This window comes from Nocardia sp. NBC_01329 (genome assembly GCF_035956715.1).
In the GTDB taxonomy this organism is placed as follows: Bacteria; Actinomycetota; Actinomycetes; order Mycobacteriales; family Mycobacteriaceae; genus Nocardia.
In genome coordinates, this window is sequence record NZ_CP108381.1 from 2,312,784 (window position 1) to 2,334,281 (window position 21,498).

The 21,498-nt window shown below is 66.6% G+C and carries 25 protein-coding genes; 14 read left to right on the top strand and 11 right to left on the bottom strand.

Annotated features, from left to right (window positions below; genetic code table 11):
- The first annotated feature begins 109 nt into the window (after positions 1-109).
- The 4 genes from OG405_RS10860 (at position 110) to OG405_RS10875 (ending at position 3,556) form a co-directional block, all read left to right on the top strand.
- Positions 110-694: a DUF3090 domain-containing protein gene (locus OG405_RS10860; RefSeq protein ID WP_327151492.1), complete on the top strand. Its 585-nt coding sequence runs from the start codon at positions 110-112 to the stop codon at positions 692-694.
- Positions 691-1,497, top strand: a complete 807-nt coding sequence (locus OG405_RS10865) for an SCO1664 family protein (RefSeq protein WP_327151493.1) — start codon at positions 691-693, stop codon at positions 1,495-1,497. The genes OG405_RS10860 and OG405_RS10865 overlap by 4 nt, the downstream gene beginning before the upstream one ends.
- Positions 1,498-1,661: 164 nt before the next feature.
- Complete coding sequence (mshC, locus tag OG405_RS10870) at positions 1,662-2,903, top strand: cysteine--1-D-myo-inosityl 2-amino-2-deoxy-alpha-D-glucopyranoside ligase (protein ID WP_327151494.1); 1,242 nt, start codon at positions 1,662-1,664, stop codon at positions 2,901-2,903.
- A gap of 89 nt (positions 2,904-2,992) precedes the next feature.
- Entirely contained in the window at positions 2,993-3,556 is a 564-nt protein-coding gene (locus tag OG405_RS10875) for a TetR/AcrR family transcriptional regulator (protein WP_327151495.1), read from the top strand.
- A 19-nt stretch (positions 3,557-3,575) separates the two neighbouring features.
- Here OG405_RS10875 and OG405_RS10880 read toward each other — a convergent pair whose 3' ends face one another.
- The 5 genes from OG405_RS10880 to OG405_RS10900 all read right to left on the bottom strand — a co-directional run bounded on the left by OG405_RS10880 (position 3,576) and on the right by OG405_RS10900 (position 7,799).
- Positions 3,576-4,154, bottom strand: coding sequence for a TetR/AcrR family transcriptional regulator (locus tag OG405_RS10880; protein WP_327151496.1), 579 nt, complete (start codon positions 4,152-4,154; stop codon positions 3,576-3,578).
- Between the two features lie 141 nt (positions 4,155-4,295).
- Positions 4,296-4,805 (bottom strand): O-acetyl-ADP-ribose deacetylase, encoded by a 510-nt coding sequence (locus OG405_RS10885; RefSeq protein ID WP_327151497.1) that lies wholly within the window; start codon positions 4,803-4,805, stop codon positions 4,296-4,298.
- Between the two features lie 137 nt (positions 4,806-4,942).
- Positions 4,943-5,728: a VC0807 family protein gene (locus OG405_RS10890; RefSeq protein ID WP_327151498.1), complete on the bottom strand. Its 786-nt coding sequence runs from the start codon at positions 5,726-5,728 to the stop codon at positions 4,943-4,945.
- A 53-nt stretch (positions 5,729-5,781) separates the two neighbouring features.
- A complete protein-coding gene (locus OG405_RS10895) occupies positions 5,782-6,993 on the bottom strand; it encodes a cytochrome P450 (protein WP_327151499.1) in 1,212 nt (403 codons plus the stop codon).
- 143 nt (positions 6,994-7,136) lie between these two features.
- Positions 7,137-7,799, bottom strand: coding sequence for a TetR/AcrR family transcriptional regulator (locus OG405_RS10900; protein ID WP_327151500.1), 663 nt, complete (start codon positions 7,797-7,799; stop codon positions 7,137-7,139).
- Between the two features lie 249 nt (positions 7,800-8,048).
- Between OG405_RS10900 and OG405_RS10905 the strand changes: the two genes are divergently transcribed.
- A complete protein-coding gene (locus OG405_RS10905; protein WP_327151501.1) occupies positions 8,049-8,714 on the top strand; it encodes a class I SAM-dependent methyltransferase in 666 nt (221 codons plus the stop codon).
- A gap of 14 nt (positions 8,715-8,728) precedes the next feature.
- Here OG405_RS10905 and OG405_RS10910 read toward each other — a convergent pair whose 3' ends face one another.
- Genes OG405_RS10910 through OG405_RS10925 form a run of 4 tightly spaced genes read right to left on the bottom strand, consistent with a single transcriptional unit; the run spans position 8,729 to position 12,435 of the window.
- On the bottom strand, positions 8,729-10,330 hold the full coding sequence (locus OG405_RS10910; protein WP_327151502.1) for an acyl-CoA synthetase: 1,602 nt from the start codon (positions 10,328-10,330) through the stop codon (positions 8,729-8,731).
- Between the two features lie 44 nt (positions 10,331-10,374).
- A complete protein-coding gene (locus tag OG405_RS10915; protein WP_327151503.1) occupies positions 10,375-11,625 on the bottom strand; it encodes a hypothetical protein in 1,251 nt (416 codons plus the stop codon).
- Between the two features lie 5 nt (positions 11,626-11,630).
- Positions 11,631-12,182 carry a nuclear transport factor 2 family protein gene (locus OG405_RS10920; protein ID WP_327151504.1) on the bottom strand — a complete coding sequence of 184 codons (552 nt, stop codon included), beginning with the start codon at positions 12,180-12,182 and terminating at the stop codon, positions 11,631-11,633.
- Between the two features lie 52 nt (positions 12,183-12,234).
- Complete coding sequence (locus OG405_RS10925) at positions 12,235-12,435, bottom strand: ferredoxin (protein WP_327151505.1); 201 nt, start codon at positions 12,433-12,435, stop codon at positions 12,235-12,237.
- Between the two features lie 377 nt (positions 12,436-12,812).
- Here OG405_RS10925 and OG405_RS10930 point away from each other — a divergent pair, with 377 nt between their 5' ends.
- The 5 genes from OG405_RS10930 to OG405_RS10950 all read left to right on the top strand — a co-directional run bounded on the left by OG405_RS10930 (position 12,813) and on the right by OG405_RS10950 (position 17,187).
- Positions 12,813-13,214, top strand: coding sequence for a carboxymuconolactone decarboxylase family protein (locus OG405_RS10930; RefSeq protein ID WP_327151506.1), 402 nt, complete (start codon positions 12,813-12,815; stop codon positions 13,212-13,214).
- A gap of 65 nt (positions 13,215-13,279) precedes the next feature.
- Positions 13,280-14,155: an LLM class F420-dependent oxidoreductase gene (locus tag OG405_RS10935; RefSeq protein WP_327151507.1), complete on the top strand. Its 876-nt coding sequence runs from the start codon at positions 13,280-13,282 to the stop codon at positions 14,153-14,155.
- On the top strand, positions 14,155-15,414 hold the full coding sequence (locus OG405_RS10940; protein WP_327151508.1) for a glycosyltransferase family 4 protein: 1,260 nt from the start codon (positions 14,155-14,157) through the stop codon (positions 15,412-15,414). The genes OG405_RS10935 and OG405_RS10940 overlap by 1 nt, the downstream gene beginning before the upstream one ends.
- Complete coding sequence (locus OG405_RS10945; RefSeq protein ID WP_327151509.1) at positions 15,408-16,139, top strand: class I SAM-dependent methyltransferase; 732 nt, start codon at positions 15,408-15,410, stop codon at positions 16,137-16,139. Before OG405_RS10940 ends, OG405_RS10945 begins: the two co-directional genes overlap by 7 nt.
- Positions 16,126-17,187, top strand: a complete 1,062-nt coding sequence (locus OG405_RS10950) for a prenyltransferase (protein WP_327151510.1) — start codon at positions 16,126-16,128, stop codon at positions 17,185-17,187. Before OG405_RS10945 ends, OG405_RS10950 begins: the two co-directional genes overlap by 14 nt.
- Before the next feature lie 92 nt (positions 17,188-17,279).
- On the opposite strand, the gene OG405_RS10955 is transcribed toward OG405_RS10950, so the two are convergent.
- On the bottom strand, positions 17,280-17,894 hold the full coding sequence (locus OG405_RS10955) for a TetR/AcrR family transcriptional regulator (protein WP_327151511.1): 615 nt from the start codon (positions 17,892-17,894) through the stop codon (positions 17,280-17,282).
- A gap of 90 nt (positions 17,895-17,984) precedes the next feature.
- Between OG405_RS10955 and OG405_RS10960 the strand changes: the two genes are divergently transcribed.
- The gene (locus tag OG405_RS10960; RefSeq protein ID WP_327151512.1) at positions 17,985-18,389 is read left to right on the top strand and encodes a nuclear transport factor 2 family protein; all 405 of its coding nucleotides are present in this window, start codon (positions 17,985-17,987) and stop codon (positions 18,387-18,389) included.
- Positions 18,386-18,886, top strand: coding sequence for a DUF3237 domain-containing protein (locus tag OG405_RS10965; RefSeq protein ID WP_327151513.1), 501 nt, complete (start codon positions 18,386-18,388; stop codon positions 18,884-18,886). The genes OG405_RS10960 and OG405_RS10965 overlap by 4 nt, the downstream gene beginning before the upstream one ends.
- Positions 18,887-19,253: 367 nt before the next feature.
- On the opposite strand, the gene OG405_RS10970 is transcribed toward OG405_RS10965, so the two are convergent.
- The gene (locus OG405_RS10970) at positions 19,254-20,120 is read right to left on the bottom strand and encodes an LLM class F420-dependent oxidoreductase (RefSeq protein WP_327152303.1); all 867 of its coding nucleotides are present in this window, start codon (positions 20,118-20,120) and stop codon (positions 19,254-19,256) included.
- Positions 20,121-20,486: 366 nt separating this feature from the next.
- Between OG405_RS10970 and OG405_RS10975 the strand changes: the two genes are divergently transcribed.
- Together OG405_RS10975 and OG405_RS10980 are read left to right on the top strand one after the other, a co-directional pair.
- Positions 20,487-21,269, top strand: a complete 783-nt coding sequence (locus OG405_RS10975) for a GntR family transcriptional regulator (protein ID WP_327151514.1) — start codon at positions 20,487-20,489, stop codon at positions 21,267-21,269.
- Entirely contained in the window at positions 21,270-21,497 is a 228-nt protein-coding gene (locus tag OG405_RS10980; RefSeq protein ID WP_068035570.1) for a 4Fe-4S dicluster domain-containing protein, read from the top strand.
- Position 21,498: the final 1 nt, after the last annotated feature.

The window sequence follows — 21,498 nt, forward strand, 5'->3', positions numbered from 1 at the left end:
ATGCCCGATACCGGCGGGCGCGGCTCGGATCGGGTGAATCGGCGTCCGCGCCGGGATACGGCGCAGCGGAGCACCGCAGCCGAACAGGGTTACGTATCAGGAGGTGCATGTGTCACGCGCAATCCATGTTTTCCGCACCCCCGAGCGTTTCGTCGCCGGAACTGTCGGTGAGCCGGGCGATCGCGCGTTCTACTTGCAGGCGGTGGAGGAACCCCGGGTGGTGAGTGTGCTGCTGGAGAAGCAGCAGGTCAAAGTTCTCGCCGACCGGATGGGACTGTTGCTCGACGAGGTGGCGCGGCGATTCGGTGCCGAGGTACCGCCGCAGGCCGATGAGGTCAACGACAACGCTCCGTTGGTGACGCCGGTCGATGCGGAGTTCCGGGTCGGCACCATGGGACTGGGCTGGGACGCCGACGCGGGCGCGGTGGTGGTGGAACTGCTGGCGATCACCGAGACCGAGGTCGACGAATCGGTGGTACTCGACGACACCGACGAGGGCCCGGACGCGGTGCGCGTTTTTCTCACTCCCGATCAGGCGCGCGAGTTCGCGCTGCGCTCGACCCGGGTGATCGCGGCCGGCCGGCCACCGTGCCCGTTGTGCGGGGAACCGTTGTCGGCGCGTGGGCACATGTGTGTACGCACGAACGGCTACAAGCGCGGTGAACTGTTCGGCGCGAGCGATCTGGAGGAATGATCGTGTCCGGCGCCGTGGACGCTCTGCACGTGGGTGAGCTGACGGTGCTGGGCCGGGTGGGGGTCGCCAGCAATGTGACGCTGGTCTGCGATCTGACCGCCGCCGACGGCGACTTGCGGGTGGTGTACAAGCCGATCCGCGGCGAGCAACCACTATGGGATTTCCCGGACGGGACACTGGCCGGACGTGAGGTGGCGTCGTATCTGATCGGCGACGCGCTGGGGTGGACGGTGATCCCGGAAACGGTGTTGCGGGACGGGCCTTACGGTCCCGGCATGGTGCAGCGCTGGATCACCACCCGCGAACCCCGGGATCCGGGCAGCGCCCGGCTGGACCTGGTCGATCTGTGCCCACCGGAGGTGGTGCCGGACGGGTTCCGGGAGGTGCTGCGTGCCTATGACGGCGCCGGGGACGAAGTGGCGCTGGTGCACGCCGACGATCCGAGGTTGCTGCGGATGGCGGTGCTGGATGTGTTGTTGAACAACGCCGACCGCAAGGGCGGGCATGCGCTGGAATCGGTGGACGGCGATGTGTACGGCGTCGATCACGGGATCTGTCTGCACCAGCAGAACAAACTGCGCACGGTGCTGTGGGGCTGGGCGGGGGAGCCGATACCGGGGGATCTGCTCGCCGATATCGCCGCGTTCACCGAAACCTTGCCCGGTGAGCTCGCCGGCCGGTTGGCCGACCATCTCACCGACCCCGAGATCGACGCGCTGTTGCGGCGCGCGAAACGTCTGCTGGACGAGCCGGTACTGCCGTTCCCCGAGACATCGCGCCCCATTCCGTGGCCGGCCTTCTGAATCCGTGACCGGGCTGTCGCGGGATCGGCTCTGCCCGACTCCAACGGTTGCCTTCCGCTGGGCACGGCGTCGGCGCAGGTCCGGGCGCCCTAGATGATCGTGGTAGTGGATCGCCCGCCGGGGTGGGCGGGGTGCGGGGTGTCGCGACCTCTACTCTCGAAGGTATGCAGTCCTGGTCCGATACCCCGATTCCAGCGGTCCCCGGAGCAGGGCCACCGTTGCGATTGCACGACACAGCCGACTCCTGTATCCGGCCGGTGACCCCCGGCCGGATAGCCACCATGTACGTATGCGGGATCACCCCGTACGACGCCACCCACCTCGGCCACGCCGCCACTTACCTCACCTTCGATCTGGTGAACCGGGTGCTGCGCGACGGCGGACACGAGGTGCATTACGTACAGAACGTCACCGATGTCGACGATCCGCTGTTCGAGCGGGCGAACCGGGACGGGGTGGACTGGCGGGATCTGGGCACCGGCGAGATCGAGTTGTTCCGCGAGGACATGGCGGCGCTGCGGGTGCTGCCGCCGCGGGAGTACGTGGGCGCGATCGAATCGGTGGACGAGGTCGTCGAACTGGTCGGGAAACTGCTGGCCGCCGGTGCCGCGTACACCGTCGAGGACGAGCAGTACCCCGATATCTATTTCCGGACCGACGCCAACGAGCAGTTCGGGTACGAATCCGGCTATGACCGGCCGACGATGGAACGGTTGTTCGCCGAACGCGGGGGCGACCCGGACCGCCCGGGTAAGCGTGATCCGTTGGACGCTCTGCTGTGGCGGGCCGAACGCGCGGGGGAGCCGTCGTGGTCGTCGCCGTTCGGTCCGGGTCGTCCGGGCTGGCATATCGAATGCTCGGCGATCGCGGTGAACCGGCTCGGTACCGAATTCGATATCCAGGGTGGCGGTAGCGATCTGATCTATCCGCATCACGAATACTCCGCGGCGCACGGTGAGGCTCTGGCCGCGGGCCGCCGCTTCGCCCGCCACTATGTGCACACCGGGATGATCGGGCTGGACGGGGAGAAGATGTCCAAGTCCAAGGGCAATCTGGTGCTGGTTTCGAAGCTGCGGGCCCAGGGTGTGGATCCGGCGGTTATCCGGTTGGGACTGTTCGCCGGCCACTATCGCACGGACCGGATGTGGACCGACAGTGTGCTCACCGAAGCCGAAGCGCGGCTGCAGCGCTGGCGGCAGGCTGCGGCAGTATCCGCCGCGCCTCCGGCCGACGGTACTGTCGGCCGCTTGCGCGCTCATCTCGCCGACGATCTGGATACTCCGGCCGCGCTGGCGGCCGTCGACGCCTGGGCGCGTGACACTCTCGCCTACGGTGGCGCCGATCCCGGCGCGGGCGCCGATATCGCGGCTGCCGTGGACGCGCTGCTCGGCGTAGGCCTGCGCTGACCTGTCACCACTCGCGGCCGGGACGTGGTGTTATGGGGTACTGTTCGATCCTCGAAATCCCACCCGTTCACCGAAGAGATCGGCGCCGTATGTCTCGTATCGTCAGTAAGGACAATTACTTCGACACCGGCCTGGAGGTTCTGTCCGAGCTCGGTTTCCGGCACTTGAACATCGGGGTGCTGTGCCGGCGGCTCGGGGTGACCAGCGGATCGTTCTATCACCATTTCGGCAGTTGGCAGTCGTATGTGGATGCGCTGCTGGATCATTGGGAGAACCGGCAGGTGCTGATCCTGCGCACCCTCAACTTCGATCCGTCCACACCGGACGAGGCGATTCAGGCTCTGTCGAATCTGACGCTGGGCCTGCACCATCGGGCGGAGGCCGCGATCCGGGCGTGGGCCGCCAATGATGAAGCGGTGGGGGTGGCGCTCAAGCGGGTCGACGAGTCCCGGCGCCGCACCGTGCGGAAAACCATCATGAGCGTGGTGGACGACGAGCGGATAGCCGGGGTCGATGCCGAACTCGGTATGGCGCTGCTCATCGGATACCAGCAGATGGTGGCCGCCGGCCAGCAGGTGCGCTTGGAGGAACTTCTCGGTGAGTACGCGCGGCTGATCTACTCCCATGCGCGCCGCGCGGCGGTGACCGGCTAGCAGTCCCGCCCGTACGGGCTCATTTCAGGACGAGCATCGCCGCTCGTTCGAGCCGGTCGGCGATATCGGCATACGATTCGTAGCCCATCCCCGCCCGCACCAGCGCCCCCGCGTACAGCAGTTCCAGCGATTCCACGGTTTCGGGATCGGCTTCGGGTTCCAGTGCCCGGGTGATGCGCCGGCGGATCTCCATTCCGATCCGGGTGCGCAGATGCTCGACATCGGGATCGCGGCCGAGCAGTGCGCTGGTCACCGCACCGGACAGTTCCTGTTCGTCGGCCACGAGCAGAGCGATACCGCGGAGTTCGGCGACTACCCGGACAGTGGGGTCGGTGTCGTCGCTGACCGGGGTCTTCGAAGACCTGATTCGGCGCCAGAAGATCTCTGCGACCAGGTGTTCTTTCGAGGAAAAGTACGTGTAGGCGGTCGCGGTGCCCACGCCGGCCTCGGTGGCGACCATCCGGATGGTGAGTCCGGCGAAGCCTTCCCGGGACAGCACTTCCATCGCGGCTCCGGTGAGTTTTTCCACGGTGTCCGCCTGCTTGCCGCTCAGGCGCCGCCGGGTGGCCTCGAGAATTCTGGAATCGCCTTCGGACATGTGTCTAGATACTAGTGCCGAGCAGGTGTCGGATCAACTCTCTCGCAGCGCACGGGTGGGACGGTCTCGCGGTGCTCGCGGCCGGCCCGTCCGCTACTCGGGTCCGGTCCTTTGGCACTGAACCGCTGTTGCACGCCCGCTCTATTCCAGTGCTGCGGCAAAGGCCGCAAGTGCTCGCTCGTCGAACAGCACGAACCGCACATATTCGACGGCCGCTTCCGCGGCACCCACCGTCTCGACGGCAATTCGGGCACCGTCGTCCATCGGCCAGCCGAAGATGCCGGTGGAGATCGCGGGGAAGGCCACAGTCTCGGCACCCAGTTCCGCTGCCACACGCAGGGATTCGCTGTAGCAGGAGGCGAGCAACGCCGAGCGGTCCTCGGTGGCCGACCATACCGGGCCCACGGTGTGGATCACCCAGCGCGCGGGCAGTCGTCCCGCGGTCGTCGCCACCGCCTGCCCGGTCGGCAGCCCCTTGCCGAGGTGCGCGGCGCGCAGGTCTCGGCACTCCGACAAGATCTCGGGTCCGCCCCTGCGGTGAATGGCGCCGTCGACGCCACCGCCACCGAGCAACGAGGAATTCGCGGCGTTGACCACCGCGTCGACCTGCTGTTCGGTGATGTCGCCGCGCACGGCCTCCATTCGCATCATCGGTCCATTGTGCTGGTATGACCGATCGCGACGCCATCGGATAAGCGGCGTACCGATCACCGAGCCGAAGTGACGTCAAAATTCGCCGACGAACGACGCCCGAATTCGAATTCCTGGCATAACCACCGGGCGCATCGTTACGACCGCACCTCGGCTGTCGTGGTGCGCTGTGTCCGCAGGTACCAGTTCATCCATCCGAACAACAGAAGTACGCAGGTGGTGCCGAACAATGGTGACGTAACGGCGGCCACCTGCACCGGAACGGTGAGCACCAGCGCGACACGTGCCACCGACTCCCCGACGAGACCGGCTCCCCAAGCCGCTGCGATAATGCGGTTCTGCCGCCGGAATGCCCTCGAATGATCCCAGGCCTCGTCCCAGCTCATGCCATCCGGGACGAAGTCCCGACGGATGTAGAAGGTCAGCGGGCGCCGCAGTGTCAGTGACGCCAGAATCGCCGCACCCATCACGGCGGTGATGATCGGATCCTTGAGGAGCACGACCCGCGCATCGCCGGTCAGCAACCCCGCCAGGATGCCCAGTGCGAAACGAGCCGTCACGAGCATCGCCAGTGCACTGATCCGTCGATGTCGGATATAGCTCACACCGACCCGCAGTACGGACACACCGCCCGCGACCACGAGGGCGGTGACATCGGATACCCCTACCAGCTTCAACGCCAGGTATGCGGCGTAAGGCATCCCCACATCGACGATGATCGTCTTGGTGACCAGCCACCCGGACGTCCTGTCGGGGCGTCGTGTTTCGACTGTGCTGTCTTCGGTTACCGTGATCGCGCGCGCCGGACATCTCGAAATCGCCTCGACGACGGCGTGCCGGTGTTCGGCCGCCGGGTGCTCGGTCAAAGTTTCGACGAGGCCGGTGTCGTCGTTCTGGTCGAAGACCGCCGCGGCGGTCGACACACAGTTTCCCGATCCGATGCAGACACCGTGATCGACTCGAATACGCATCGCGGTTACCAGTCGACCGGCAGTGACTGCACGCCGTAGACGATCGAGTCGGCTCGGAACGTGAGTTCGTCGGGCGATACGGCCAACCGCAGTGTGGGAAATCTGCTTGCCAGCTCCGGAAGGGCGGCCTGCATTTCCATGCGCGCCAGCGGCGCCCCGACACAATGGTGGATGCCGTGACCGAACGCCAGATGCCCGCTCGGCTTCCTGGTGATGTCGAAGGTATCGCCGGCGAGTATCGGATCGCGGTTCGCGCTGGGGATCGAGCAGAGCACCATATCGCCCGCCGCGATATGGTGCTCGCCGATCATCGTGTCCTGCAGGGCTGTTCGAATCCCGGGGTGGTGGACAATCGAGAGATGACGCAGCAGTTCCTCGACTGCCCGGCTCGCGTTCGCCGGATCTTCCCGTAGTGTCGCCCATTGGTCCGGGTGTTCGAGCAGCAGCAGAGTGGACAGCGCGAGCATGCTCGCGGTGGTCTCGTGCCCGGCGAGCAACAGCAGTGTGCCTATCCCGATCAGATCCGCGTCGGAGAGCGCGTCGCCGTGGTCGAGCACCAGCATGCTCAACAGGTCGCCCCCCTGGTCGGAACGTTTCATTCGCACCAATTCGGCCATATAAGAACGTGATTCGGCGCCGGCGGACGCACGCTCGTCGTGGCCGCGTGACCGATCGAGCTGGACCGCGCCGCGTTTCTGGAAGTCGGCACGGTCTGCGTAGGGCACGCCGAGCAGTTCGCAGATCACCAGTGACGGCACGGGTAGCGCAAAGCTGTCGACCAGATCGACCGGTCCGCCGCGCGCGGCCATCGCGTCCAGATGTTCGACGACGATCTGCTCCACCCTGGGTTGCAAACGGCGCATTCGCTTGACGGTGAACGCTGGTGTCAATACTCGGCGTAGCCGTGTGTGTTCCGGTGGGTCGGCAGCAACGAGCGGACCGGGAGCGATATCGGCCATTTGCGCGGCGGCCCGCTCGCCGAGGGTCTCGGCGAGGTGTTCGGCCATGCGGTCGAAACTGTTGCTGTACAGCGCGGCATCGCCGAGCACTTCCCGAGCGTCGCGGTAGCGGGTGACCAACCACACCGGGACCGATATCGATCCCATCGGAAAGCGAACCCGGCTGACCGGTGCGGCTTCACGGCGTCGGACGAGTTCGGCGGACAGGTCGAACAGTTCACGTTGTCGATAGAAAGGTATGGGGGGCGTGGGCGTCATCGATCGAATCCGTTCAGTCATCACGCAGGTACGCAAACGAAGTAAGCGAGAGTCGACTCTCGTCTGCCCTCTCGGGCGAAGGTAGCACAAGTGAGAGTTGACTCTCGCTTTGTGCCTGGAGCCGCACCTCGGCGGGCGTCGAATCAACTCCGGTCGTGTGATCCTGTGCCGTTGCGTGTGTCGAACGACGGTAAGGGGGTAGCCGCGGCCGGACGTATCGCATCCAGAATCAGTGCGAGGTATCGCCGCCATCCGTTGCCCGGACCGCTTCCGGCGCTACCCATTCCGAGGAACATGGCGTCTTCGGCGCCCCCGAGACGCTGCGCGCTGATCAACATGGTGGTCAATCGGGGCAGATCCGCGGCCACGAGATCATCGCGCACCACCCCCGCGTCCTGCGCTCGCCGCAGCACCATTCCGAATGCGTCGAAATACCGTGCGGCCAACCCGGTGAAGACATCCGGCGACTGCGCGGCCGCGATCACCCGCTGATCGCCTGCGGCGACCTCCAGTAACACCGTCAGCATGTCGACCATGGCTCGCCATGGGTCCGCCGTGGCCAGCGCCACGGCGACCACCGGTTCGACATCCTCGTCGAACCGCCGCGCGAGCACGGCCTGTATCAACTCGTCCCGGCTCGCGAAATGCCGATACAGCGTCGCCGCACCCACGCCGGCGCGACCGGCGATCGCGCTCAGCTGCGTATCCGCGCCGTGTTCGGAGAACGCTTCGTGCGCGGCCACCAGGATCCGCTCGATATTTCGGGCCGCGTCGGCGCGCGGCCGCCGACCGGGAGTGGAGGCCATATTTCCAGACCCTAACAGGGGCGGCCTGGGCGAGCCCGGAACGTCGACGGCGCCGGCACCTGTCTGGATATGTAGTGTCGGTCAGGTGCCCGATCGACTATCTCCGAGCACACACCCCATGACGTACTGTCGGGTCACCGTCGTGACCGCGTGATCCCCGAACAAAAGAGTCCACAGCCCGATGATGCACCGCCTCCGCTCTCGCTGCGGCCGCCGCGGACCACGTGTACCTGTTCAGAAGGATGCTCGATGCCACTATCAGTCCCCACCCGGCCGCTGACCGACGAGCAGCTGTTCGACCATGCCCGCCGGGCCACCGGATTCATGCCGGAGAACGAGGGACGCGCGCTGTACGCCGCGGCCGCGCAGTACTGCCGCGGCGGGGTCATCACCGAAATCGGTACCTACTGCGGTAAATCGGCCGTGCTGCTCGGTGCCGCGGCCCGCGCGCAGGACGGGGTCGTCTTCACCATCGATCACCACCACGGCTCCGAGGAACACCAACCCGGATGGGAGTACCACGACACCTCCCTGGTCGACCCGGTCACCGGCCTGTTCGACACCCTGCCCCGGTTCCGGCACACCATCGACACCGCGGGCCTCTCCGATACCGTCCTCGCGATCGTCGGCACCTCCACCCGCGTCGCCGCCACCTGGCGAACCCCGATCGATTTCCTGTTCATCGACGGCGGCCACACCGAAGAAGCCGCCGACCGCGACTACCGCGGCTGGGTGAAATGGGTGGTCCCCGGGGGTGGGCTCGCCATCCACGATGTGTTCCCCGACCCCGCCGACGGCGGCCGGGCACCCTATGGCATATACCGCCGGGCGCTCGAGAGCGGCGAATTCCGTGAGGTATCGGTGACCAGCTCGCTGCGCGTCCTGGAACGGGTCGCGCCCAGCCCGGAACTCTGACCGGCGCGGACCGATCAGTCCGCGTCATGGTCGGGCGCCCGCTCCGCCGCGTACTTCCTGGCCCAGGTGTAATCCGGTTTACCGCTGGGTGAGCGGACGATCGTCTCGGTGATCCACACCGCGCGGGGCACCTTGTATCCGGCCAGGTGGGTGCGGACGTGCGCGCGCAGATCGCCCGGATCCAACCCGTCGCCGGTGAGGCTCACGACCACCGCGACCCGCTGACCCCAGCGTTCGTGATCCACCCCGATCACCGTGGCGTCGTAGATGGCGGAATGCGATTTCACCACGCCCTCCACTTCCTCGGCGAACACCTTCTCACCGCCGGTGTTGATCACCATATTGCCGCGGCCGATGAGGCTGATGGTGCCGTCGTCCTCCAGGCGGGCCCGGTCGTCGGTGACCACGATCCGCTGCCCGTCCACCACTTTGAACAGTTTGTCGGTGCGTTCGGGATCCTTGTAGTAGCCGAGCGGGACCGCCCCGGTTTTGGCCAGCCACCCCTCGGCTCCGGGCTCCACCGGATGTCCGGCGTCGTCGACCACGACCGCGCCACGTCCGATCGATACGCGGGGTTTACGGGCCGGGTCGGCGTCGCGCTGCGCGAACCCGATCCCGCCGAAACCGGTTTCGGAGGAGCCGATGGAATCGGAGACGAACAGGTTCGGCACCAGATCCAGCAGCGCGTTCTTGGTCGACTGGGTGAGCAGCGCCGCACCCGAGGCGATCATGAACAGCCCGGTCGCGTCCACCGGGTCGCTACGGTAGGAGTCGATCAACGGGCGGGCCATCGCATCGCCGGTGACCACCAGGACCCCGGGTCGCTCGGCGGCGATCGTGCGCCAGACGTGCGCGGGATCGAAACGGGGTACGAAGATCGCACAGTTGCCGGACCACAGGGCGATGAAGGTCGGCATCATCGCCGCCAGATGCATCAGCGGCGGCAGGATCATCCAGGTGGAGGGTTCGCCCGCGGCACCGGTACGCGATTGCTGGTATTCGTCGGCGACCGGCTCGTTGCTGTAGAAGTCGATCCCACCACCGAGCACCCGCCACATGTCCTCCTGCCGCCACAGCACGCCCTTGGGCATACCGGTGGTGCCGCCGGTGTACATCATGAACAGGTCGTCGGCGGTCCGCGACACCTCGGGCCGGGTCGTGGGGGCCGCCGCGGTGACCTCGACGAGGCAATCCACGCCGGGATCCGCCGGGGTTCGATCGTCGGCCGCGCACAACAGATATTTCAGCCGTGGCGACCGTTGCGCGGCCGCGCGCACCGCGTCGCCGTAGCAGGCGTGGTAGACGAGGTATTCGAGGTCGGCATTGTCGTAGAGGTAGGCGAGTTCGTCGGGGCCGTACCGGAAATTGATGTTGACCGGTACGGCAGCCAGTTTGAAGCAGGCGATCAGGGTCTGCATCGTATCGATGCTGTTGTGCATCTGGAATCCGATATGGGTGCCGCGAGTGACCCCCTGAGCCGCGAGATGGTGGGCGAGCCGGTTGGCGTCTTCCTCCAGTTCGCGGTAGGTGACGCGCCGGCCTTCCTCGATCAGCGCGATCCTTTCGGGCATGGCGTCGACCGAGTGTTCGAACAGGTCGGCGAAGTTATTGGCCATATTCAGTCCTGCGGTGAGCCGGGCACACCGGTGTGCCGGGAGGGTCAGAGAACGGTGAGGGGCAGCGGGATACCGCGGTCGGCGAACCGGAAGTCGACACCGGTGCTGAAGCGGGTGATGGCGACCTCCGGTGCTTCGGCGAACGGTTCGTCGGCGCGCGAGATCTCGGCGATCCAACCCTCCGGGCCGTCGCCGACGACCCGGCTACCCAGATGCGGGTCGACCCCGCGGACCAGCGAGTCCAGCGGACCGAGATGATCCGGATCGATCATCGACAGCCAGCCGCGGTCGGTGAGAGCGCCGCTGGTCGCAGGGAACCGGATCCGCACCACGCCGATGCCGGGCGCGACTTCGACATCGGTGTAATGCCGCGGGTTCAGGGCGGGATGTACGCGCAGTACCTGGGCCAGCGCTTCCAGGTCGGTGCCCAGCCCGAGGCAGGCACGGATCCGCTCCGAGGCGACTGCGGCGATCCCGGTGAGCTGTTTGCGGCCGATCTCCAGGGCGGAATCGTCATCGATGCGGTCGTGTACGGCGATCATGAACCCGAGCACCAGCAGATGCTGCTGCAGGCACACCTCCTCGGCGATCCGGACCAGGGCCGAATGCGAGAAATCGGTGAACCGCAGATCGCTGAGCAGTGGCCCGCTGTAATCGGCCATACCTTCGTCGCCGGGATCGATATCGGCCAGCGGTAATCGCGCGGCGACCGATCCGGCGACCAGCGGCGTATTACGCGGCACCTCGGGTGGTGTGTGCGATTCGTCGATGACCACCGTCCACGCGCACACGGGATGCCGGTCGGCCGGTTGTCGCGGTGGCCGATGGATGGGCCTGACCTGGGCGTATTTATTGGTGGCCAGTGCCGTGGCATCGAAGGTGGGGTCCTCGATGTCATGGCACATGGCCGTCACGTAGTCGGGACCCATCGGTTCCACATCGACCAGGGCGCCGCAGTGGTCGAGCCAGAACTCGCCGTGGCGGGCGTCCTCGACGCGGAACCGGAAATCCATGAACTGCGGCGGCGCCCCGATATCGAGTTGCAGTCCCTTGAATATGGTGACCACATCGTCGCCGGTGTACCCGAGGGCCTGCTGCATCCGCCGGGTATAGATCGGGCTGGACAGCTGCCATTCCTCTATCGCGACCTCGGCCATACCTTCGCGGCCGAACGCGGAGATGCAGTGTGCCATCCCGGATCGGTCGATCAGCTGCCCGCACAGCAGCAGTTCGGGTACGAGCGCGGCCAGCTGTGCTCGACTCAGATCGTGGAATCGGCTGTTGGGGGCTGTCATCGCAGTCACCACAGGGAGGCGGGCGAAGTACCGATCCGGTACCACCCGGGCAAGCGGCGGGAGGTGGCCTCGGCGATCCGCGCGTTCATCCCGTCCGACATCGCCTTATCGGTCATCATCTCCAGGAACAGCGCCGAGACGTTGCCGAAGTCGAAGAAGTCGCGCTGCCACGACCACTGGTAGTCGCCGCCGTAACGGAACCAGCTGCCGCCGATTCCGTTCACCGTGTACTTGCTGCCGTCGGCGCGGGGCGTGGTGTCGTAGACCTGTTTCCAGAAGCCGATGACATCGCCGCTGCGTTCGTCGATGACGAACTGCTGGTACGGGTACTGCCAGCCCTCCAGGCCCGCCATCTCCTGGCCGAGGGCGAGGTCGCGTATCTCGTCACGGCCGACGGCCATGAATTCGTCGGTGGGTCCGTAGTTCCAGCCGTAGGTGGCATCGGCGGTGTACATCTGCGCCAGCGGTTTCCAGTCGCCGAGCTTCTCGCATCGTTCGTTCTCCGCGACCCAGCGGCGCACCATTTCGTCGAGTTCGGCGCGATCGAAACCTGTCATCGAATTGTTCCCTTTCGAAAAGATCCTGTCGGGGTGCGGATCGGTCGGTCCCTCATCCCTCGTCGGCGACGACCATGAGGGCCTGAGTGGGGCAGTAGCGGACCGCGTTCTCCGCATCGGCCTTCAGGTCCGGACCGGGTCTCGGGTCGAGGATCTCGACCTGCCCGCGTTTGGGCACGGAGAAGACGTCGGGTGCTTCCGCGGCGCAGACGGCATGCCCCTGGCACAGGTCCAGATCGGCCACGATCTTCATGGTGTGTGCTCCCTCGGCGTGGAGTGTGCGGGACGGTTTCCCGGGGCGGCCGGGTAGGGCGCTCCTGGGGGGAACCTGCCCGGTCCGAGAACGAGTTCCTCCTGGATGACGGGCGCTGCACCCACCGGGAAGACACATAGCTGGACATGTGTCTGGACGCTACCATCGACAGGTGTGTCCGACAACGATTCAGCAATTTTCCCAGAATCGGACTCGGGTTCGAGGCGAATCGCGAATGTCACCCGACGTGCGGACGCGTTAGCTTTACGTGTGGTGAACGAGAACATGTTCTTGCGTGTCGGAGATCGTCCGAATTATATTCCGTACACCTGTCCAGACACTCCCGACGGGCCGATCCGACGGAGAAGGAGCCAGCCATGAGCGACCCCACACCCGAGTCCACCGTGCGTGCACGCGGGCTGGCCAAGATGGCGGAAGTCTACGGATGGGAATTCGAAGACGGCCCCGGCGACCATTTCGCCGTCACCGCCGACCACCTGTTCGCCGATATCTGGTCTCGCCCCGGCCTCACTCTGCGCGACCGCAGGCTGCTGCTCCTCGGGGCGCTCACCGCCCAGGGCCTGTTCGATGTCGCCGGTATCCAGGTCGGCGCCGCCCTGCGGAACGAAGAACTCGACGAAACCCAGCTACGGGAGATCTCGCTGTTCCTCTGCCACTACGTGGGCTGGCCCGCCGGCACCTCACTGGACCACGTGATCGGCGCCCAGATCGGCCAGCATGCCGAGAAAGCGAAGAAAGCAGCCCAGAACGGTCACTGACAACCACGATCTCCACCCCGGACGCGGGCCACGGCCCGCCGGACCACCACAGACAAGGCACATCTATGCGCTTCGGCATCGTTCTCTTCACCAGTGACCGCGGGATCAGCCCCGCCGCCGCGGCCCGCGCCGCCGAGGACAACGAATTCTCCTCGTTCTACGTCCCCGAACACACCCATATCCCGGTGAAACGCGAAGCCGCGCACCCGCAGACCGGCGACTCCTCCCTGCCCGACGACCGCTATACGCGCACCCTCGACCCGTGGGTCTCGCTCGCCACCGCCGCCGCGGTCACCGAACGAATCGAACTGGCCACCGCGGTCGCACTGCCGGTCGAACACGATCCCATCACCCTCGCCAAGACCATCGCCTCACTCGACCACCTCTCCGGCGGCCGGGTCACCCTCGGCGCGGGTTTCGGCTGGAACACCGACGAACTGGCCGACCACGGCGTCCCCGGCAACAAGCGGCGCACCGTGCTGCGCGAATACCTGGAAGCCATGCGGGCGCTGTGGCGCGAGGACGAAGCCTCCTACAACGGCGACTTCGTGAAATTCGGCCCCAGCTGGGCCTGGCCCAAACCGGTCGACCGGACAGTGCCCGTCCTGATCGGCGCCGCCGGTACCGAACGCACCTGCGCCTGGATCGCGAAACACGCCGACGGCTGGATCACCACCCCGGGGGAGAACGATATCTCCGGCAGTCTGGCGACACTGAAGAAGGCCTGGGCCGACGCCGGCCGCGACGGCGCGCCGCGCGTGGTGGCGCTCGATTTCAAACCCGACGCCGACCGCCTGACCTCCTGGGCCGCCGACGGCGTCACCGACGTCCTGTACGGCTTGCCCGACAAGGGCGAACCGGAGGTGCGTGCCTATCTCGAACGGCTGGCTGGCAAACTGCGGAGCATGAATTCGATCACCGAGACGGGCGAGGACAACTAGTGCGGATAGCCCTGTTGTCCTACCGCAGCAAGCCTCATTGCGGTGGGCAGGGGGTCTACGTGCGCCGCCTCAGCGCCGGATTGGCCGAACTCGGCCACGACGTGGAGGTGTTCTCCGGCCAGCCCTACCCGGCCGACCTGGATCCGCGCGTAACCCTGACCGAGGTGCCCAGCCTGGACCTCTACCGCGACGAGGACCCCTTCCGCACACCCCATCCCCGCGAGATCCGGGATCGGATCGATCTGCTGGAACTGGCCACCATGTGGACGGCAGGTTTCCCGGAGCCGCGCACCTTCAGCATGCGCGCGGCCCGGCTGCTGCGAGAACGAGTCCACGACTTCGACGTGGTGCACGACAACCAGTGCCTCGGGAGCGGGCTGCTCGATATCGCGAAACGTCTGCCGCTGGTCGCTACCGTGCACCATCCGATCACCAAGGACCGTGAGGTGGATCTGGCGGCCGCGAGCTGGCGGCGCAAGCCGCTGGTGCGCCGCTGGTACGGATTCCTCGGAATGCAGGAGCGGATCGCCCGGCGGATTCCCGATCTGCTCACCGTATCCACCTCGTCGGCGACCGATATCGCCGACGACTTCGGGGTCGACCCCGGTCAGCTCAATGTGGTCCCGCTCGGCGTGGACACCGAACTGTTCACGCCGCGCGGGCCCCGGGTACCGGGTCGGATCGTCGCCGTCGCCAGCGCCGACAAACCCCTCAAGGGCATTACTCACCTGCTGCGGGCGCTGACCCGGCTGCGGATCACCCACAAGGTGGAATTGCAGCTGGTAGCGAAACTGGAACCCAACGGCCCTACCGAGAAGCAGATCGCCGAACTCGGCCTCTCCGATATCGTCACCGTCCGCGCCGGGCTCACCGACACCGAACTCGCCGAACTGCTGGCGTCGGCGGAGATCGCCTGCATCCCGTCGCTGTACGAGGGGTTCTCGCTGCCGGCCGTGGAGGCCATGGCTTCGGGCACCCCGCTGGTGGTCAGCCGTACCGGTGCGCTCCCGGAGGTCGTGGGCGAACCGGGTAGCTGCGCCGAACTCACCACACCCGGTGACTCCGCCGAACTGGCCCGGGTGATCGGGCAACTGCTGGATTCCCCGCAGAAGCGGCAGCAGATGCAGAGCGCCAGCCGCGAACGGGCCGTCTCGGTGTTCAGCTGGGAATCGGTGGCCGCACAGACCGTGCAGGTGTACGAGCGGGCCATCGCCCGGCACACCGGCGCAGAACTCATCCCAGGAGGCGCCTCGTGCTGACCGTCGACTTCGATCGCGCCGGAATCGGCCCGGGCACCCGGGTCATCGATGTGGGTTGTGGCGCCGGCCGGCATTCGTTCGAGGCCTACCGTCGGGGCGCGGATGTGGTCGCCTTCGACCAGGACGCTCCCGAACTCGCCGGGGTCGCCACCATGTTCGAGGCCATGGCCCAGGTCGGTGAGGCACCCGCCGGGGCGAAAGCCGAAGCCGTGCACGGTGACGCTCTCGACCTGCCCTATGGCGCAGGCGAGTTCGATGTCGTCATCGCCTCGGAGATCCTGGAGCACGTCCCCGCCGACGATGCCGCCATCGCCGAACTCGTACGCGTGCTGCGCCCGGGCGGACAACTGGTGGTGACCGTGCCCCGATGGCTGCCCGAACGGGTCTGCTGGGCGCTGTCGGACGAATACCATGCCAACGAGGGCGGCCATATCCGCATCTACAAAGCGGACGAGTTGCGGGACAAGGTCACCGCGCTCGGATTGCGGCACACCCACCGCACCCATGTCCACGCCCTGCATTCGCCGTACTGGTGGATCAAATGCGCTGTCGGCGTGCACAAGACCGAGCATCCGCTGGTACGGGGCTACCATCGGATGCTGGTGTGGGACATGATGAAGCAGCCGGTACTCACCCGCACAGCCGAGCGACTGCTCGATCCGCTGGTCGGCAAGAGCGTGGCCCTCTACTTCGGTAAACCGGCGGTGACCAGTGCCGGTGGGTGAACTACCTTCGGTACCTTCGGTTCTCACCCGCCGCCAAACCCTGCAGACCGCGCAGTCCATCGCCGCCACGCAGGAATCCGACGGCGCCATCCCCTGGTTCGACGGCGGCCACACCGACCCCTGGGATCACATCGAATCCGCGATGGCGCTCACCGTCGCGGGGCTGCGCGACGAAGCTGTCGCCGCCTACACCTGGTCGGCGCGCACCCAGCGCCCCGACGGGTCGTGGCCGATGCAGTTCCGCGCCGGCGAGATCGAGGACGCCGCCACCGACGTGAACTTCTGCGCCTATATCGCCACCGGCCTCTGGCACTACCTCGCCGTCACCGGCGACACCGCGTTCGCCGCCGATCTGTGGCCGGTGGTGACCGCCGCTATCGACCTGGTGATCGCCACCCAGGGTGAACACGGCGAGATCTACTGGCTGCGCGACGGCGACAAGGTGCTGCCCGAGGCGCTGGTGACCGGTTCGGCCAGCATGTACCACAGCATCGGCGCTGCGCTGAAGCTGGCACGGCTGCTCGGCGATCCCCATCCGGAATGGGAAACCGCCCGTAGCCGCCTCGGCACCGCGCTACGGGAACATCCGGAGGTGTTCACCCACAAAGACCGGTATTCGATGGACTGGTACTACCCGGTCCTGGGCGGCGCGCTGCGCGGGCGTGCCGGACACGCTCGGATCGCTGAACGCTGGGATACGTTCGTGGTCGGCAATATCGGTATCCGCTGTGTCAGCGATCGGCCCTGGGTCACCGGCGCCGAAACCTGCGAACTCGTTCTCTCCCTGGACGCTCTCGGTGACCACGATCGCGCCCGGCAACTGCTGGCCAGCATGCAGCATCTCCGGGAGACCGACGGCTCCTACTGGACCGGTCTGGTGTACGCGGACGGGAAGCGGTGGCCGGTAGAGCGCACCACCTGGACCGGTGCCGCGGTGATCCTGGCGGCGGACGCGCTCTCACGCACCACCGGGGGCAACGGGATCTTCCGGGATCTCGCCGCCGACGCCGTCCCGGGGCACCCGGTGCCGGTGCCGGTCACCGGGTAGGGGCCGGGACGGCACACGTCACAGTTCGCCGTACCCGGCCATCTGCCGAACGAATTCGTCATGCGAGCCGAGGGTTCGGGTGCTGGGGCAAGTTATCGGGTGGGCGGCGCTGCGTCACATGTTTGCTGCTCGACCCCCAGTAGGCGGTCGACCGCATTGCGGGCACGGGTCAGGGCGTCCTTGCGGCCGAGAAGCTGGCGATCGTGATTCGCCTGAAGCACCATGGCATGCAGTTCGAAGGTGAGTTGCTCGACGTCGGTGTCCGACGGGAGCTCGCGGAGGCGCCGGGCGAGTTCGACCTCGCGTCGAAGCAAGGCGTCGGCCCGGGCGACGGCGACTGCGACGGCGTCTCGGACGGGTCCGGGCCGGCCGTCGAGTTCGCTTGCGGCAGCAACGAAAAGGCATCCCCCCTCGAATATCTCCAGGTAGTCGATCCAATACGACATCAGCGCCCGCAGTCGCGGGAGGCCGGCCTGCTGCCGCTCGGCGGGCAGTAGAACATCGCACTCGAAGACGTGCGATGCGGCAGCGACGATCGAGAGTTGGAGTTCCTGCTTGGTGCCGAAGAGGGTCTGGATTCCGCTCTTGCTGGTGTGCAGAACCTCCGCCAGACGCCCGAGCGTCAGGCCCTCGATGCCTTCGATCGATGCGACGTGCATCGCACGATCCACGATTGCGGTGCGGCGTGCGTCACCCGTTCGAGTCATACGTACGATCATATCCAACTATACGGTCATACGTATTTACATATACGGTCGTATCTCTTAATCTTGGCGTATCCGACCTCAGGAGATGCCATGACAACCCCATCGACAGCCCTTGATCTCTCCGCGATCGCGAAGCGATATTTCGCCGCATGGGAGGTGCACGACATCGACGCGATCGTTGCTCTGCATACCGCCGACTCGCAGTTCCAGGCCCATGGTCGCGGCGCCGCAGTCCAAGGCCGTGAAGCCCTGCGTCGTGAGTTCGCGCAGGTCTTCGATCTCTACCCGGGCTTCGGCTTCGAAGAGCGGCGTCTGCTGTTCGGTAGCGGCCATTGGGTTCTGGACTGGACGCTGACTTTCCGACGGCCCGGCGAAAATCGCCGGGGTGTTCACTGCCTCGACGTCGTCGAGGTAGCGTCTGACGGTCTCGTCGCGCGCAAGGACACGTTCTTCGACTTCGCCGAGTTGAAGGCCGCGTTCGGGGGCGCTGCGTGAGCGCCGTCGGCCCGACCGAGCAGTTGTTCGATCGGGCGTTGCTCGATGTATTGCCGGTCGAGCATCTTTGCGATCTCAGCATCGACCTGGAGCCCGCCCAGGTAATCCCGACCCCGCTCGGCACCCGGATGACTTTCGTGACCAAAGGCGGTCGATTCCACGGGCCGGGTTTCCGGGGCGAAATGCTGCCAGGAGGCGGCGACTGGGTGTGGCTGGGAGCCGACGGGATCAGTCGCATGGACGTTCGCGCGACTCTGCGCACCGACGATAGTGTCCTTGTCCACTATGAGTCGAGGGGAGTACTGCAATTCCCGCGGGACGGGCGACAGCGTCTGGCCGACGGGGAGCGACTGACCGTCGACGAGAGCTACGTGCGACCGACGCCGAGATTCGAAACCTCCGACGAGCGTTACTCATGGCTGTGCGGACTCGTCGTGGTCGGTTACGGCGAATACGGTCAAGGTCGCATCGACCACCGGATGTATCGGATTCTGTAGCACCGTATTCGGCACGATCATTCGAATCGGCTCGACCCCGACCTTGTCAACTCCCGCGCGGGTGGCGCAATTCCGATATCGGCCGGGATCCGCGCTGGTCGTCGGCATCGGCGAGCCGATTGCTCCGATCGTCATCGACTACAACAAGTCGGTGGCGGAGCACGGCGCCGTAACGGCAGGCAACCCTGAACGCCCTGCAGGCGCTGCCCGGTGCTCCAATACGAGCGTGACGGCTCGGTTCTTCGCCCGCCACCTCGCCGGGGCCGGCGACACGGATTCGGATTGAAATGAGCGGTACCTGCGTCCGGCCGCGCGCCGGACGCAGGTACCGCTGCCACCAAGGGCCCCCGGGGCGGTGCGGGAGGTCTCAGAGTTCGGCGAGTCGCGGCACGACCGGGCCGAGCGTGTCGATCCAACCGGCCGGGGAACCGCCCGGTGGCATCACGATCGCCATGTGCACACCGAGTCCGGCGTACCCGGCCATCTGCTGCACGAATTCGTCGTGCGCGGTGGGGTCCGGGCTGCCCGCGAGCACGGTCTTGCGGATGCGGTCGTAGTCGGTGCCCAGATCGTCGCAGTGACGGCGCAGGACATCGAGTTTGTGCGCGACCTCCTCGGTGCTCGACGCGAACAGATTGCAGGCGTCTCCGTAGCGAGCGACCAGCTTCAGGGTTCGTTTCTCGCCGCCGCCACCGATGAGCACGGTCGGCCGGTGCAGCGGCTGCGGGGAGCACAGGGTTTCCGCCAGCTGGTAGTGCTTGCCCTCGAACGGCCCGTTGTTCTTCGGATCCCACATCTGGGCGCAGATCCGGAGTGTCTCCTCCAACCGGTCGAACCGTTCCCCGACCGGCGGATACGGCACGCCCAGGCCGTGGTGTTCCCGTTCGAACCAGGCAGCCCCGATACCGAGTGCGGCGCGGCCGGCGGAAAGCACGTCGAGGGTGGTGACGATCTTGGCGAGCAGGCCCGGATGCCGGTAGGTGACGCCGGTGACCAGTAGGCCGAGCTCGATATCGGAAGTGTGGGCGGCCATGTAACCCAGGCTGGTGTAGCCCTCCAGCATGTTCGCGTCGGCGGGCAATCCGGTGGGCTCGATCTGGAAGAAATGGTCCATGAACGACAGCCAGGTCGCTCCGGCCTGCTCGGCTGCCGCGCCCACCCGGGCCAGTTCCCCGGCGATGGCACCGGTCCCGCCGTCGATTTCGAAGATCGGTATGTGCAACCCGAGTTCCATCGGATTCGTCTCCCCTTGCCGTCGTGGATTATCCGTCGACGACACGCTACGACCTGGAGAGCGCTCCAAGTCAAGACGCGGCGGGCCTGCCCCAGGATGTGTCCGGCCCGATATCGGGGCGTCCCCGGCCGGTCGCGCAGGACTGTGAGTGCACACCTTCCCGATACGTCCGCCGCGGTCCGGGTCGATCATTCGAATCGGTCTGATCCCAACCCCGGCGGCCGCCGGGCGGGTGGCGTAATGGCGGGATCGGCGGGGATTCCCGCAGGTCGCGCCCAGACGCCACCGGCGAATTCCACCGCCCCGTCCGACCGTCGCCCGCATCTGGGCCGGGCGCCCCGCAGAACACCACTATCGTCAGCGTTCATGCAGGTCAGCGATAAGAACACCGAGCGGGCAGGCGGTACGGCCGGTGTCCGCCGGTTACGAGCCGACCAAGCCCGGCGCATTGCCGATATCCTCCGCCACCAGATCCACGCGGGCGCCCTGGGCGACACCTTGCCCAGCGAACAACGGCTCGCCGCCGAACACGAAACCTCCCGCAACACCATCCGCGACGCACTGGCGCTGCTGCGCGACGAAGGGCTCATCGACCGCGCGCCCCGGGTCGGCACCCGGGTGGCCGCCCGCAAATTCGACCACGGCCTCGACGCGCTGCTGGGCCTGCAGGAAACCCTGGAGGGCCGCGGTACCGTCCGCAACGAGGTACGGGCCGGCCAGCTCATCACCGCTCCGCCGGCGGTGGCCCGGCGCCTCGGTATCGCACCGGGCGAGCAGGTCGTCTACCTGGAGCGGCTGCGCTACCTCGCAGAGCAGCCACTCAGTCTCGACCTCACCTACCTCACCCCAGAAATCGGCGCGCGGGTCCTCGAACACGACCTCGTGCACACCGACGTGTTCGTCCTCCTCGAACAGCTCAGCGGCCGGTCCCTGGGATCGGCCGACCTCACTGTGGAAGCGGTCCCCGCCGACCGGCACACCGCAGCCACCCTCGAGGTTCCCGACGGGGCTCCGCTGCTCATGCTCGAACGCCTCACTCGGCTCGACGACGGAACCCCCGTCGACCTGGAATACGTCCGGATGCGCGGTGATCGGATCACGCTGCGCGGCAGCCTCTCCCGCGGCATCCCCGAATGGAAGGTCCTCTAGATGGCATTGGCCGATCAGCGCACCGACATCCCCGTGACCATCGACGAATCCCTGTGCATCGAAGGCTGCACACTGTGCGTCGAGATCTGCCCGCTCGACTCCCTCGCGATCAACCCCGACAACGGGAAAGCCTTCATGCACGTCGACGAATGCTGGTACTGCGGCCCCTGCGCCGCCCGCTGCCCCACCGGTGCCGTCACTGTCAACATGCCATATCTCCTGAGGTAGA

Excerpts from the sequence above, each read along its gene's own strand:
- OG405_RS10865 (WP_327151493.1), top strand. The coding sequence starts at position 691 with ATGATCGTGTCCGGCGCCGTGGACGCTCTGCACGTGGGTGAGCTGACG.
- mshC (WP_327151494.1), top strand. The coding sequence starts at position 1,662 with ATGCAGTCCTGGTCCGATACCCCGATTCCAGCGGTCCCCGGAGCAGGG.
- OG405_RS10875 (WP_327151495.1), top strand. The coding sequence starts at position 2,993 with ATGTCTCGTATCGTCAGTAAGGACAATTACTTCGACACCGGCCTGGAG.
- OG405_RS10880 (WP_327151496.1), bottom strand. The coding sequence starts at position 4,154 with ATGTCCGAAGGCGATTCCAGAATTCTCGAGGCCACCCGGCGGCGCCTG.
- OG405_RS10885 (WP_327151497.1), bottom strand. The coding sequence starts at position 4,805 with ATGATGCGAATGGAGGCCGTGCGCGGCGACATCACCGAACAGCAGGTC.
- OG405_RS10895 (WP_327151499.1), bottom strand. The coding sequence starts at position 6,993 with ATGACGCCCACGCCCCCCATACCTTTCTATCGACAACGTGAACTGTTC.
- OG405_RS10900 (WP_327151500.1), bottom strand. The coding sequence starts at position 7,799 with ATGGCCTCCACTCCCGGTCGGCGGCCGCGCGCCGACGCGGCCCGAAAT.
- OG405_RS10905 (WP_327151501.1), top strand. The coding sequence starts at position 8,049 with ATGCCACTATCAGTCCCCACCCGGCCGCTGACCGACGAGCAGCTGTTC.
- OG405_RS10910 (WP_327151502.1), bottom strand. The coding sequence starts at position 10,330 with ATGGCCAATAACTTCGCCGACCTGTTCGAACACTCGGTCGACGCCATG.
- OG405_RS10915 (WP_327151503.1), bottom strand. The coding sequence starts at position 11,625 with ATGACAGCCCCCAACAGCCGATTCCACGATCTGAGTCGAGCACAGCTG.
- OG405_RS10920 (WP_327151504.1), bottom strand. The coding sequence starts at position 12,182 with ATGACAGGTTTCGATCGCGCCGAACTCGACGAAATGGTGCGCCGCTGG.
- OG405_RS10925 (WP_327151505.1), bottom strand. The coding sequence starts at position 12,435 with ATGAAGATCGTGGCCGATCTGGACCTGTGCCAGGGGCATGCCGTCTGC.
- OG405_RS10930 (WP_327151506.1), top strand. The coding sequence starts at position 12,813 with ATGAGCGACCCCACACCCGAGTCCACCGTGCGTGCACGCGGGCTGGCC.
- OG405_RS10935 (WP_327151507.1), top strand. The coding sequence starts at position 13,280 with ATGCGCTTCGGCATCGTTCTCTTCACCAGTGACCGCGGGATCAGCCCC.
- OG405_RS10955 (WP_327151511.1), bottom strand. The coding sequence starts at position 17,894 with ATGACTCGAACGGGTGACGCACGCCGCACCGCAATCGTGGATCGTGCG.
- OG405_RS10960 (WP_327151512.1), top strand. The coding sequence starts at position 17,985 with ATGACAACCCCATCGACAGCCCTTGATCTCTCCGCGATCGCGAAGCGA.
- OG405_RS10970 (WP_327152303.1), bottom strand. The coding sequence starts at position 20,120 with ATGGAACTCGGGTTGCACATACCGATCTTCGAAATCGACGGCGGGACC.
- OG405_RS10975 (WP_327151514.1), top strand. The coding sequence starts at position 20,487 with ATGCAGGTCAGCGATAAGAACACCGAGCGGGCAGGCGGTACGGCCGGT.
- OG405_RS10980 (WP_068035570.1), top strand. The coding sequence starts at position 21,270 with ATGGCATTGGCCGATCAGCGCACCGACATCCCCGTGACCATCGACGAA.